This window comes from Bradyrhizobium sp. G127 (assembly GCF_021502575.1).
Classification (GTDB): Bacteria; Pseudomonadota; Alphaproteobacteria; order Rhizobiales; family Xanthobacteraceae; genus Afipia.
In genome coordinates, this window is sequence record NZ_JAKFGN010000001.1 from 936,049 (window position 1) to 948,686 (window position 12,638).

9 protein-coding genes and 3 pseudogenes are annotated in these 12,638 nt (G+C 54.4%); 10 read left to right on the plus strand and 2 right to left on the minus strand.

What is annotated here, in order from left to right; genetic code table 11:
* Window positions 1-17: 17 nt before the first annotated feature.
* From glcF to LVY71_RS04490, 3 genes are all read left to right on the plus strand, one after another.
* Window positions 18-1,319, plus strand: a complete 1,302-nt coding sequence (glcF, locus tag LVY71_RS04480) for a glycolate oxidase subunit GlcF (protein ID WP_184086084.1) — start codon at window positions 18-20, stop codon at window positions 1,317-1,319.
* Window positions 1,320-1,669: 350 nt separating this feature from the next.
* Window positions 1,670-3,307, plus strand: coding sequence for an FAD-binding protein (locus tag LVY71_RS04485; protein WP_184086083.1), 1,638 nt, complete (start codon window positions 1,670-1,672; stop codon window positions 3,305-3,307).
* 43 nt (window positions 3,308-3,350) lie between these two features.
* A complete protein-coding gene (locus LVY71_RS04490; protein ID WP_184086082.1) occupies window positions 3,351-4,034 on the plus strand; it encodes a glutathione S-transferase N-terminal domain-containing protein in 684 nt (227 codons plus the stop codon).
* Window positions 4,035-4,603: 569 nt separating this feature from the next.
* On the opposite strand, the gene LVY71_RS22940 is transcribed toward LVY71_RS04490, so the two are convergent.
* Window positions 4,604-4,897, minus strand: a complete 294-nt coding sequence (locus LVY71_RS22940) for a DDE-type integrase/transposase/recombinase (protein WP_184086081.1) — start codon at window positions 4,895-4,897, stop codon at window positions 4,604-4,606.
* Between the two features lie 604 nt (window positions 4,898-5,501).
* Between LVY71_RS22940 and LVY71_RS04500 the strand changes: the two genes are divergently transcribed.
* From LVY71_RS04500 to LVY71_RS04525, 6 genes and pseudogenes are all read left to right on the plus strand, one after another.
* Window positions 5,502-6,518 carry an ABC transporter permease subunit gene (locus LVY71_RS04500; RefSeq protein ID WP_235098530.1) on the plus strand — a complete coding sequence of 339 codons (1,017 nt, stop codon included), beginning with the start codon at window positions 5,502-5,504 and terminating at the stop codon, window positions 6,516-6,518.
* Window positions 6,518-7,423: an ABC transporter permease gene (locus LVY71_RS04505; protein ID WP_210312041.1), complete on the plus strand. Its 906-nt coding sequence runs from the start codon at window positions 6,518-6,520 to the stop codon at window positions 7,421-7,423. Before LVY71_RS04500 ends, LVY71_RS04505 begins: the two co-directional genes overlap by 1 nt.
* A 27-nt stretch (window positions 7,424-7,450) precedes the next feature.
* Window positions 7,451-9,151, plus strand: coding sequence for an ABC transporter substrate-binding protein (locus tag LVY71_RS04510; RefSeq protein ID WP_184086080.1), 1,701 nt, complete (start codon window positions 7,451-7,453; stop codon window positions 9,149-9,151).
* An 82-nt stretch (window positions 9,152-9,233) separates the two neighbouring features.
* A complete protein-coding gene (locus LVY71_RS04515; RefSeq protein WP_184086079.1) occupies window positions 9,234-10,214 on the plus strand; it encodes an ABC transporter ATP-binding protein in 981 nt (326 codons plus the stop codon).
* Window positions 10,207-11,181, plus strand: a complete 975-nt coding sequence (locus LVY71_RS04520; RefSeq protein ID WP_184086078.1) for an ABC transporter ATP-binding protein — start codon at window positions 10,207-10,209, stop codon at window positions 11,179-11,181. Before LVY71_RS04515 ends, LVY71_RS04520 begins: the two co-directional genes overlap by 8 nt.
* Before the next feature lie 133 nt (window positions 11,182-11,314).
* Window positions 11,315-11,569 (plus strand): annotated as a pseudogene (locus LVY71_RS04525) (transposase); the annotation flags it as partial.
* 74 nt (window positions 11,570-11,643) lie between these two features.
* On the opposite strand, the pseudogene LVY71_RS04530 reads toward LVY71_RS04525, so the two are convergent.
* A pseudogene (locus LVY71_RS04530) lies at window positions 11,644-11,805 on the minus strand (transposase); the annotation flags it as partial.
* Between the two features lie 82 nt (window positions 11,806-11,887).
* On the opposite strand from LVY71_RS04530, the pseudogene LVY71_RS04535 reads away from it, so the two are divergent.
* Window positions 11,888-12,568 (plus strand): annotated as a pseudogene (locus LVY71_RS04535) (IS3 family transposase); the annotation flags it as partial.
* Window positions 12,569-12,638: the final 70 nt, after the last annotated feature.

Sequence of the window (12,638 nt, forward strand, 5' to 3'; positions counted from 1 at the left end):
GCGAAGATCGGAATCCCATGCAAACGAACTTCTCGCTGACGGCGCTCGCCGAGCCGCACATGAACGAGTCGGAGAAGATTCTTCGCGCCTGCGTCCATTGCGGTTTTTGTATTGCCACATGCCCGACCTACCTGCTGCTGGGAGACGAACTCGACAGTCCGCGCGGGCGAATCTACCTCATCAAGAATATGTTCGAGAATGAGAAGCCGGCGAGCGAGAAGGTCGTCAAACATGTGGATCGCTGCCTGTCCTGTCTCTCCTGCATGACCACATGTCCGTCCGGGGTGCACTATATGCATCTGGTGGATCATGCGCGGGCCCACATTGCGAAGACCTACAAGCGCCCTTTGGTCGATCGTGTTCTGCGGGGCATGCTGGCGGCGGTGCTGCCGAATCCGAAACGACTGAGATTGGCGCTATTGTCGGCGGCCGCGGTCAGGCCGATGAGGAAATGGCTCGCTGGGCTTCCGGGCGGCGCGCAGTTCTCCGCCATGCTCGATCTTGCTCCGGCTCTAAAACCACGGAGGTCCGCTCCCCAGGAATTGGTCGCGCAAGATAGGCGCGGCAGGGTCGCAATATTGACGGGCTGCGCCCAGCAGGTCATCGACCCGAACATCAACGACGCTGCGATCCGGCTGCTGAATCGTCATGGCATCGAGGTGACAAGCCCGCGCGATGAGGGATGTTGTGGGGCTCTCGTACATCATATGGGTTACGAGGAATCGGCGCTGGAGGCAGCCCGGCGCAACGTCGATGCCTGGACACGGGAGCTTGACGAGAGCGGGCTCGATGCCATCATTATCACAGCGTCAGGCTGCGGAACGACCATCAAAGATTATGGATACATGCTTCGCGAGGACAAGGCATACGCCCGTAAGGCTGCGCGCATTTCCGCACTCGCGCAGGATATCTCGGAGTATCTCCATAAACTTCAGCTCCAGGAGCCCGTTAGGACTACGGGGCAGATCGTCGCGTATCATTCGGCGTGCTCGATGCAGCACGGTCAGCGCATCGCGGATCAGCCGAAGTCCCTTCTGACGCAGATGGGATTTGTCGTGAAGGACGTTTCTGAAAGCCATATCTGTTGCGGTTCGGCGGGGACCTACAATATTCTGCAGCCCGAGATTGCAAACCGACTCCGGTCACGCAAGGTAGCGAACATCGAAAAGATAAGGCCGCAGATCATCGCGAGCGGGAATCTTGGGTGCATGACACAGATCGGTGCCGGGACGGCTATTCCGATAGTTCACACCGTGGAGTTGCTTGATTGGGCTACTGGCGGTCCCTTGCCCGGTGCCATGAAGGACCGCTTCAGCTAAGGGGCGTGATCTGCGTTGATAAGTTTAGACCAAGCTGAATAAATTTTCCGGTTAGGCTGATACTGAAGGGAGTCCGACTGATGAAGAACTCTAAGTTTAGTGATCAGCAGGTCGCCTTTACGTTGCAAGCCTTTTTGCGCGGATGAAGGTTCTTCCAATGATAGCCACATCAAGGTCGGAAATTGTCGATTAATACCGAAAGTGCTCTTGACAGTCAGCCTCGCTACTTTATGGTGGTAGTACCAATTTGGAAGGCGAGCGCAGAGAACAGTCAAGCCTTTCGCGAGCCCTGCTCGTAAGTAAACGCAAAAAGTTGCTGCCAGCAGCTTATGAATTGAGGAGAAGCGAACGTGAACGTACCCATAAGTGCACCCAAGGGACAACGCAGGAAATTCTGGGGGTGGGGTTACGAAGGCCAGGATATCCCGCAGTCTGAAGTTCTTGCCATGCAGCAGCGAGTTGCAAAACGGTTAGGAATGACCGATTTCACGATTCTCACCGATCCGACTCTTGACGAAATTGAGCTTCGTGCTCCGCGGATTCAGCCACCCGCCTCTTTGGCGAGTTTTTGCACAACCGAAAAATGGGAGCGCGTTGCTCACACGTACGGCAAGAGCTTTCACGATCTGGCGATGGTCTACAAGCGGCGATTTCCGAACCCGCCGGACATCGTTGCGTATCCTCGCGACGAAAAGGATATTGCGGCCGTTCTCGACTGGTGCGGCGAAAATGGGTACGCGGCCGTGCCTTTCGGTGGCGGATCAAGCGTCACGGGCGGTATCACTCCCCCAGATGACAGTCGTTACAAGGGTGTAGTCACTATCGATCTTGAGAATCTAAACCAGGTGCTTGAGGTGGATCCGATTTCACGGGCCGCTCGCATTCAAGGCGGCACGTTCGGTCCGTCGCTTGAAGCGCAGTTGAAGCCACACGGGCTCACGTTGCGCCATGTTCCGCAATCCTGGGAGTTCTCGACCCTCGGCGGTTGGATCGCCACGCGCTCCTCGGGGCATTATGCGACCCACTTGACCCACATCGACGATATGGTGGAAAGTCTGCGCGTTGTAACGCCGACCGGCACCATTGAGAACCGCCGTTTGCCGGGATCCGGCGCCGGCCCGAATCCTGACCGCGCCTTTATTGGTTCGGAAGGAACCCTCGGTATCATCACAGAGGCGTGGATGCGTCTGCAGGGTCGGGTGGTCTTTCGTGCCAATGCTTCTGTCTCCTTCAAGACCTTTTATGAGGGGGCAAAGGCCGTTCGCCAGATCACCCAGGCGGGGCTGTATCCTGCAAACTGCCGTTATCTCGATGAGCAGGATTCTCTCTTCTACGGAGCTGGCGATGGCACCGAGTCAATGCTCTTGATCGGTTATGAGTCGGCGGATCATCCGGTCGATGCGTGGCTGGAACGGTCTCTAGAAATTTGCCGAGACTTTGGCGGCACGGTGAAGCAAAAGGCCGGATCCGGTGGCGAGGCACTCGAAACCAGTCGTTCGGGTGCACAGGGGAGTTGGCGCAATCAGTTCCGATACCTTCCGTATTTGATGCACACCCGCATGGCGATGGGGATTGTCGGTTTCACCTTCGAGACGGCCTATACTTGGGACAAGTTCGAAGCGCTCGATACCGAAATATTGCGTCGAGTGGCTGAAGCTCAGAAAAGAATCTGTGGCGGGGGCATTGTTTGCCGGCGCTTCTCGTTTCTCTATCCAGATGGACCTGCGCCGTATTACTCGGTCATGGCTCCGTCTAGCCATGAAAAGAACATTGATCATTATCAAGCCCTGTCCAAGGTTGCTTCAGATACTCTGATTGAGTTTGGCGCGACGATTACTCACCACCATTCCGTGGGCCGTAGTTTCCGTCCTTGGTACGACAAGGAGATCGATCCGGGCTTCATTCGCATGATGAAGGCGAGCAAGCGGGAGGTCGATCCGAACTGGGTGCTCAACCCCGGCATTCTCTTCGACAGGCCTAATGCCTAATCCGCACAACGCTATCCATTCGATTGTTTCACAGGAAGTTCGTATGATTGATCTCTATTTCTGGACGACGCCGAATGGATACAAGGTCACGATAATGCTGGCCGAACTTGGCCTGCATTATCGTGTTCTGCCGATCGACATCACTAAGGGCGATCAGTTCGGCGCGGAGTTCCTCAAGATCAGCCCGAACAACAAGATTCCAGCCATCATCGATCATGATGGACCTGGAGGACAAGCGCTTCCGATTTTCGAAACGGGGGCGATCCTTCTCTATCTTGCCGAAAAGACCGGCAAGCTGCTTCCTGCAGAGCCGCGAGCACGAATGGAAGTGGTTCAATGGTTGATGTTTCAGATGGGTGGTGTCGGGCCGATGCTCGGTCAAGCACATCATTTTCGGCGCTATGCGCCGGAGCAAATACCGTATGCGGTCGAGCGTTACACGAAAGAGGCCGCCAGACTGTACGGCGTGATTGATCGTCGCTTGGCCGATCGTGAATATCTCGCCGGCGACTACTCGATCGCGGATATTGCGACTTTTCCTTGGATTCGTCCCTACCGGTGGCAGGGGCAGGAGCTGGACTCCTATCCTAATCTCAAGCGGTGGTTCGATGCCATAAAGGTGCGTCCTGCGGTGCAGGAGGGGCTCGCTGTTATGTCCGACACGAAGAAGTGGGATGCAAAACCGGGCACGGAATCTTGGAAAAACATGTTCGGTCAAAAAGTCTGACAACCTGCTGTCGCACAGGTGAGCAGCGGATAGGGTGTCCTCGTCGCTTTTAGGCTTGGGTTACGAATGCGATGTAGGGGCCCCAAGTTGAGTCCCTAGACGACTAAACCAGCAACGCTACGATGGTTTATGTGAACCTTCCAAACTGAGCTTGCCGAAAATAACGGCTGGCTCATTTTTTTGGTTAAACGTCGGTCATGAATGGCGATGCTCAGCTTGCATCGGAAGGATTGGTTCAAATAAGGCTAATGTTCCCAACGCTCGGTGTCGCCATCAGTGACGATTTACCGCCGTGATGTTTCAGGTCGATCGCGCGCTCCCGCATGTGTATGAGCTGTTTCCGGCTATCTGAACAGAAGCTCCGCATCGACAAGTGGAGTCTCTGCCGACGTTAGGCTGCCGTGCGGAGCAGCGGCGGAATGAAGTCGGCTTAATCCGGCGTACTACCGCGGCTGTTAGTCGAGATAGTGGCCGATCGAGTTAAGCGTCTCGCTGACGCTGCGTAGGCTCACAATATGCCCCTCGTACTCGAGGCCGCACCACAGCCGTTCGACAAACACATTATCCGGCTAAGCCCTCTTACCGTCCATGCTGGTGCCAACGCCGTTGCTGGCCAGCACACCGGTGAAGGTCGCACCTGCGAACCCTGGTCGATGTTTGAATATTTCCGGCCTGCCATGACGCTCCAAAGCATTCTCTAGAATCTCGACGTAGAATGCCGATTCCATCGTGATCGATAGCCGCCGCGCAAGAACCCGACGGGTTGCCCAGTCAAGCAACGACAGCGAGATACATGAAGCCACGCGCCATCGGATATAGGTGACGTCCATCGCCCAAACTTGGTTTGGACGCGTGATCACCATGCTGCGTAGCAAATATGGATAGATCTTGTGGCGGGGCTCAGGCTTCGTGGGGGACGGACGGTGGTAGAGCGCTTCTGTCCCCATTGTCTAAATCAGCATTTTGACGTGCCGGCGGGCGATCTTGCCCCCCGCCCTTGGCGACTGGCAGGCCTTGAAACATCCGCGAGCCCGCGGTTGGAAATTTCTAATGCAATTGGGCAAGGCGCCGCATGGTCGCGAAGTTGGTCCAAGACGCGGGGCTGGCAGATAATAAACGTTACTACGGCTCATCTTTAAAACTTCCGCCTGCCGGGTTAGCTGCAAGCAACGCAGTTGACATAGCAATCAATCGTGCACATTATTGGTCGTTCCAAAGTGGAGATACCAATCGGAGTGAGCCAAATTTGCATGGCGCATGCTATTCATGACTGGCTATCGAGTGCCCACCAACAGGTGTGATGGTTTTGGATGCGCATGCACCAGCATGCGCATAAGAGGGTGGAGTTTAGATGCGACAGCTGCCCGTTGGCTATGGGAGATACGACATGCGGGCCCGAAAAACTGTTTCAGGCTATCGAAGCGTTCCATTGGTTGCTGATTTTGCAGTCTGGAGGCTTACTGGAGCGTGCGCGGCCATTTGTCACTCAAGTTTCTTGCTTTCCAAACTTGCAGAGGTGCAGTTGTGATAGGGGGATATGTCGCGCGTCGCATTCTCGCTCTTATTCCCACGCTCTTCTTTGCCAGCCTGATTGTCTTCTTCACTATTAGGCTCATACCTGGAAGCGTCATTGATCTGATGTTGTCGCAAAATGACGGGAGTGCGTCCGGATTACCACGCGCTCAATTGGAAGCGGCGCTTGGTCTCGATCAGCCAATATACATTCAATACTTTCGCTGGCTCGGCTCGCTTCTGTTGCACGGGAACTTGGGAAACTCGCTCTGGACCGGTGCGCCCGTTATGGACGAAGTCGTCCATCGCCTTCCGGTTACGTTTGAATTAGGCGCCATGGCGCTCATCATTTCGTTGTCAATTGGCGTCCCGATTGGGGTTTACGCGGCGTTGCGTCAGAACACGATCGGCGATTACATTTTCCGTAGCGTTTCAATCTTGGCACTCGCTATTCCGGGCTTTTGGATTGGTACGCTGGTGGCGGTACTCCCTGCTTTGTGGTGGGGTTGGTCGCCAGCAATCAGCTATGTCTCACTATTACAAGATCCCGTTGCACACTTGGTGCAGTTGTTGGTCCCGGCTCTGATTCTAGCAATGGCGTCATCCGCGCTCATCATGCGGCTGACCCGAACAATGATGCTGGAGGTATTGCGGCAGGACTATATCCGTACTGCTTACGCCAAAGGTTTGCCGGTTAGGACGATCATGGTGCGCCATGCACTGCGCAATGCATTGATTCCGGTCATAACTCTCATCGGTCTTTTGGCTCCCTTACTGTTTGGTGGCACAATCATTATGGAGCAGATTTTCGCAATTCCCGGCATGGGACTCCTTTTGCTGGAGGCTGTTGGCAACAGGGATTATCCAATGATTACCGGTGTTTTTCTGATAACCGGCGTTGCTGTCATAATCATCAATTTGTTGGTCGATTTGAGCTACGGATGGTTTGATCCGAAGGTGCGGACACGCTGATGACCGAAATCACTTATCGTTCGAACTCCTCCGGTACACAGTTTATGCGCAAGCTCAGCACGTTTCGATCTTTTGTGGTTCGCTTATTCCGTGAAAACCCGTTGGGTGCGATCGGCGCCGTTGTCTGCCTAATTTTCCTGTTCGCTGCTATCTTCGCTGACCTGTTAGCGCCATATGGCTTCAACCAGATTATGCCGAGCAATCGGATGAAGCCGCCCAGCTGGCAGTTCTGGTTCGGTACCGACCATCTCGGCCGCGACGTATTTTCTCGCGTTCTTTATGGCGCGAGGCTGTCGATCATTGTTGGGCTATCCGCATCAATGCTTGCGACCATCATCTCTGTCGTCATTGGCATCATAACCGGCTACCTTGGTGGCAAGATCGATATGATTGCTCAGCGCTTCGTCGATGCATGGATGAGCTTTCCCGACATCGTCATTCTGATCGTCGTAGTGGCGGTCGTCGGCCCCGGCATGCTCCAAATCATCCTTGTACTTGGTTGTCTGTATGGGGTGGCAGGCTCACGCATCATTCGCAGCGCGGTTTTATCAGTCCGCGAGCAGAGCTTTATTCATGCCGCTCAGTCAATCGGTGGATCGAATACACGTGTGATTTGGCGTCATATTCTGCCGAACGTCATGCCTCCGATTATTGTGTTGTTCACGATGCGTGTTGGCGCGGTGATACTCGTAGAGTCCGCATTGTCTTTTTTAGGGCTGGGCGTTCCGCCTCCTACGCCGACGTGGGGCGGTATGCTCACGGGAAGTGCTCGCAACTACATGCATCTTGCGCCATGGATGGCGATAGCGCCGGGCATATGCCTGACGATTGTGGTCTTTAGCGTCAATATGTTTGGTGACGCACTACGCGATCTGCTGGACCCGCGGATGAGTGGAACTCGTTAACGATATTAGAAACTTAAGGAGGAAAAAATGCGAAACCAAGTGTGGCGTAAGCAGGTTGGCGCAGGGCTAACTGGCTTACTTCTCTTTGCAAACACAGCTATCGCTCAAACGATGGAAACTCCGAAATACGGCGGTACCCTGGAAGTCGCAAGCGTCTGGACTGCGCTTCCGGCTCTTTCCTGGGACAATTACGACTGGCAATGGAAACATAATCACGACACCGGCCAGATCTACGAGCAGCTCTTTGCGGCTGATATATCTCAGGCGAGGAGTCGCGGTGGAAAGGACTCATTGGTCCTTGATGCCTTCATTTCAAATAAAAGCATGCGTGGAGAGCTTGCGGAGAAATGGGAGTGGGAGAATCCTCTTACGCTCAAAATCACCTTGCGTAAGGGAGTGATGTTCCCGGATAAGCCTGGTGTTATGGCCTCGCGCGAACTCACCGCTGATGACATCCAATACACCTTCAATCGGCAAAATTCGAGTCCGAAGAAGATGGACGGAATTTATGACTATGTGACGAGCGTGAAAGCGACGGACAAGTACACTGTCATTTTCAATTTGAAAGAATACAACGCTGAGTGGGCTTACCGGTTCGGGTACGGATACTATTCAGCTATCATCCCTAAGGAGGTGGTTGATGCAGGTGCCGCTAACTGGAAAAACGTTAATGGTAGTGGCCCATTTACGCTGACAGATTATCTGTCCGGAAGCTCCACTACTTACGCGAAGAACCCGATCTATTGGGATGCCGAGACGATAAACGGAAAGCAGTTCAAACTCCCTTACGTTGACAAACTCGTATTGCGATCCATCAAGGATACGGTGACTCAAACAACAGCACTGCGGACCGGTAAACTCGACATACTTGAGGCTATTGGTTGGGAGGACGCCGAAAGTTTGAAGAAGAGCACCCCGAGTCTCAAATGGAATCGATGGCTAGCTACCAGCGGAACATTCTTGGCAATGCGTGTTGATACCAAGCCGTTCGACGATGTCCGTGTTCGCCGAGCGATGAACATGGCGATCAACAAGGAAGAGATTATCAAGGCTTACTACCAAGGCAATGCCGAGATGCTGGGTTTCCCGCAATATAAGGAGTTTGGTGAATACTACGAAGGTCTCGATAAGCAGCCGGTGAGTGTGCAGGAGCTATTCAAGTTTAATCCCGCGAAGGCCAAAAAGCTGTTGGCTGAAGCGGGGTATCCGAATGGCTTCACGTTCAAAACGCAGGTGTGCTCCTGCACTTCCAGTCACATGGAGCTGTTGCCGCTGATCGCGGGCTATCTGGAACAGATCGGTGTGAAGATGGAAATCCAACCGATGGAATACGCGGCGTTCCTATCGGCAATGACGTCGCGGACTAATGCAGCCGGGTACTTTATGAGCAACGGTCGGTCCAATCCTACGCGAACGTTGCACAGGAGCTTCGTCGCCGGTCAGGTCTGGAACCCCTCACAATGGAACGATCCCGCCTTCAACGTTAAGATGGATGAGGTTTACCGTGAGAGGGACGAGAGTAAGCGCATCGTGATGGTCCGCGAAATGACGACGGATATTCTCGACAAGGCACCATACATCTGGCTGCCAACGCCTTACGTGTTCACAGCCTGGTGGCCGTGGGTAAAGGGCTATGAGGGCGAGCTACGTGCGGGCGCCGAGCGTCCAGGTCCAATCTATGCGCGCATCTGGCTTGACCAGGATTTGAAGAAGAAGATGGGCCACTAAATGCAGTTCGTGTTGAAGGTGGGCAGAGGCTAATATTGACAGCAGTGCTTGAGGCACTGCTGTCGTATCTAGGAGTAAAGATTTGGCGAGTACACCTCTTCTTCAGGTTCGCAACCTCACAACTCAATTTGGAAGTGGTGCAGGGGCGTTCACCGCTGTCAACGATATCACATTTGATGTCAGCGCCGGCGAAACGGTCGCAATCGTGGGTGAGAGCGGATCTGGCAAAAGCATCACTGCGCTGTCAATTCTTCGCCTCGTGCCTAACCCCCCGGGTCATATCGTCGCTGGAGAGGTTGTGTTTGAAGGCATTGACCTTCTAAAGCTCAGCGACGCGGAGATGCGAGCGGTGCGCGGCAATCGTATAGCCATGATTTTTCAGGAACCCATGACGTCGTTGAATCCATCTCTAACCATTGGCCTGCAGATAGCGGAGCCCGTCAATTTACACAAAAGAATGCCGTGGAATATGGCCTACAAGAAAGCAAAGGAGTTGCTAGAACGAGTACGAATGCCTGATGCGCAAGGCCGACTTAACACCAATCCGCATCAGTTTAGCGGCGGCATGCGCCAGCGGATCATGATTGCGATGGCGTTGGCATGCCAGCCGAAGTTGATCATCGCTGACGAGCCGACTACTGCGCTGGACGTTACGGTGCAAGCACAGATTCTTGGACTTCTGAAGGAACTCGTACACGAAACCGGGGCGGCATTAATCCTGATCACGCACGATCTCGGCGTAGTCGCGAGGTATGCAGACCGTGTCTGTGTAATGTACGGCGGCAAGATCGTCGAAACCGCCAATGCAGGCGATCTCTATGAACAGCCGATGCATCCCTATACACGTGGCCTAATGGCCTCGATCCCGCGGCTTGATCAGCCTGCCGGCATGCGGCTTGTGCCGATAATCGGACAGCCACCCAATCTAGCACAATTACCGTCGGGGTGCGCATTCAATCCGCGTTGCAGCGAGGCGGCTGAGCGTTGCCGGCGCGACATCCCAAATCTTATGAAGGTCGGCGATGATCATTCACACGCGTGCTGGATGGTGCCCCATGGTTGACAACATTCTTGAAGTCGAGGCGTTAAAGGTCCACTTCCCTGCCCGTGGCGGATTTCTACAGCGTGAAGCCGACCCGGTGAGGGCAGTAGATGGCGTTTCGTTTTTCGTGCGAGAAGGCGAAACGCTTGGGCTCGTTGGGGAGAGCGGCTGCGGAAAATCCACGACGGGTTTAGCGGTACTGCGGATGTTGCCAGTCATGAGCGGCAAGATCACCTTCGAGGGTATCGATATAACGAACTTCGACCAGCATGAGATGCGGCCGATTCGGCGCCGTATGCAGATGGTTTATCAAGACCCCTTCGGATCGCTTGATCCACGAATGTCGATCGGCGATATCGTTAGTGAGCCGCTTGAGATCCATCGTCTGCATAACAACAAAGCCGATCGACGCGACCGCGTCCTTGAGCTGTTGCTGATGGTTGGGATTCGGCTTGACATGATCGAACGCTACCCACATCAACTTTCCGGCGGTCAGCGCCAGCGTGTAAGCATTGCGCGCGCGCTGGCGGTTGAACCACGACTCTTGATCTGCGATGAGCCAGTTTCCGCTTTAGATGTGTCGATCCAAGCGCAGGTCGTCAATCTGTTCCAGGAGTTGCAAGAAAAGCTAGGTCTTTCTACCATTTTTGTAGCACATGATCTCGCGGTGGTCCGCCATGTTAGTCAGAGGGTCGCAGTGATGTATCTCGGTATGATTGTGGAGATCGCATCTAGGGATGAGCTGTATGCAAGCCCGAAGCATCCTTATACCAAGGCATTAATGGCGGCAATTCCAGTGCCGAATCCTGTTCTTGAAGCGAGCCGAGTACACCAGACGATCGACGGCGAAATACCTAGTGCGCAGAGGCCACCAACCGGTTGTCGTTTCCACACCCGATGCATCCACGTGATGCCGATCTGCAGCGAGATAGCGCCGGAGCTACGCAGCGAAGGAAACAGCAGCGTTGCTTGTCACCTCTACTCCTGAGCAATGCAGCACTTGTTCCTACGCATAAATTTGCTCGTGCCAAAATGAGTTTCATGCGATGAAGAGTCGCTCTGAGCTGCTGCCGGTTTGATGGACATCAGGTTTTGGTGTTTCATGAAGCTGAAAACGGGTCATGCGGAGACGAAGATTCCGCCGAGGGTTCAAGCTTGAGCCGATCAGGCTAGTCAGGGAGCGCGAGGTATCGGTAGCACAAGCTGCCCGCGACCTGGACGTTCATGAGAATGTCCCGCGCAAATGGGTAGGGAAGTTCGACTCCGATCCGGTTCAGGCGTTTCCGGGCCATGGACAGATGAATCCGGAGCAGCAGGGGATTGAGCGACTGCGGCTCGAAGTTAACAAGCTAAAGGCTGAGCGGGATATCCTAAAAAATCCTTGGTGGATTCAACCGGTGAACGCAACACCTTGCGCGAGCTTAGCGCCGGGCGTGATGACGCCATGTGGTTTCATCTCCGAGGGCACGAGCCCGGCGTACTTCTTGCGCCAGTTGTAGAAGGTTGCTTCGCTGATCCCCGCCTTGCGACAGACCTCGGCAACGGCTGCGCCATCTTCTGTCTGCTTCAAAACAAATGCGATCTGCGCTTCTGAAAACTTCGATGCCTTCATGGAACTCTCCTTGTCCCCGTCCGGGGATCATAAGTGGAAAATTCCAGTTCAAACTGGCCTAATTTGGCGGGGGCACGTCAGCCTGGCGGCCAGTCGGGTGCGCCACGGCTATCGGCGTCTCCACATCCTTCTGCTGCGGGAAGGCTATCGTTTGAACCACAAGCGAACCTACCGGCTGTATCGCGAAGAAGGGCTCTCCATCAGGTCGAAAATACCGAAGCGGAAGCGAGCCTGGCGCTATCGCTCGGGTCGGCCAGAGATCGCCAGCGTGAACCAATGCTGGGCGATGGACTTCATGTCGTATGCGCTGTTCGACGGCCGCCCGTTCCGGCTTTTGACCATTGTCGATTGCCACACGCGAGAATCACTTGCGATCGTTCCGAGAACGAATTTTAGAGCCCCCCAGGTCGTCGATGTTCTCGACCAACTGGAGAAGGAGCGCGGCAAACCCCAGACTGTCCGCTGCGACAATGGCCCGGAGTTTGCCGGCAGAATGCTGGATCAATGGGCACATCTTAGCGGCGTGGAGATCGACTTCTCCAGACCTGGAAAGCCAACGGATAACGCATTTTGCGAGGCCTTCAATGGGCGGCTACGCGCAGAATGTCTCAACGCATCATGGTTCCTGTCGATGGCTGATGCCATCGATCGACTCGACGAATGGAGGCGCCACTATAACAACGACAGACCACATACCTCGCTCGGCAACTTGACGCCGAACGAGTTCGCGCGACAAACTCAAACAGCCCGAGAAATTGCCTAGAACCTGGACCACAAAACGGGGCAGCTCTAATAAGTGGAAAATTCCAGTTCAAACTGGACTAATTTGGCGG

Excerpts from the sequence above, each read along its gene's own strand:
- glcF (WP_184086084.1), top strand. The coding sequence starts at position 18 with ATGCAAACGAACTTCTCGCTGACGGCGCTCGCCGAGCCGCACATGAAC.
- LVY71_RS04520 (WP_184086078.1), top strand. The coding sequence starts at position 10,207 with ATGGTTGACAACATTCTTGAAGTCGAGGCGTTAAAGGTCCACTTCCCT.
- LVY71_RS04505 (WP_210312041.1), top strand. The coding sequence starts at position 6,518 with ATGACCGAAATCACTTATCGTTCGAACTCCTCCGGTACACAGTTTATG.
- LVY71_RS04510 (WP_184086080.1), top strand. The coding sequence starts at position 7,451 with ATGCGAAACCAAGTGTGGCGTAAGCAGGTTGGCGCAGGGCTAACTGGC.
- LVY71_RS22940 (WP_184086081.1), bottom strand. The coding sequence starts at position 4,897 with ATGGTGATCACGCGTCCAAACCAAGTTTGGGCGATGGACGTCACCTAT.
- LVY71_RS04490 (WP_184086082.1), top strand. The coding sequence starts at position 3,351 with ATGATTGATCTCTATTTCTGGACGACGCCGAATGGATACAAGGTCACG.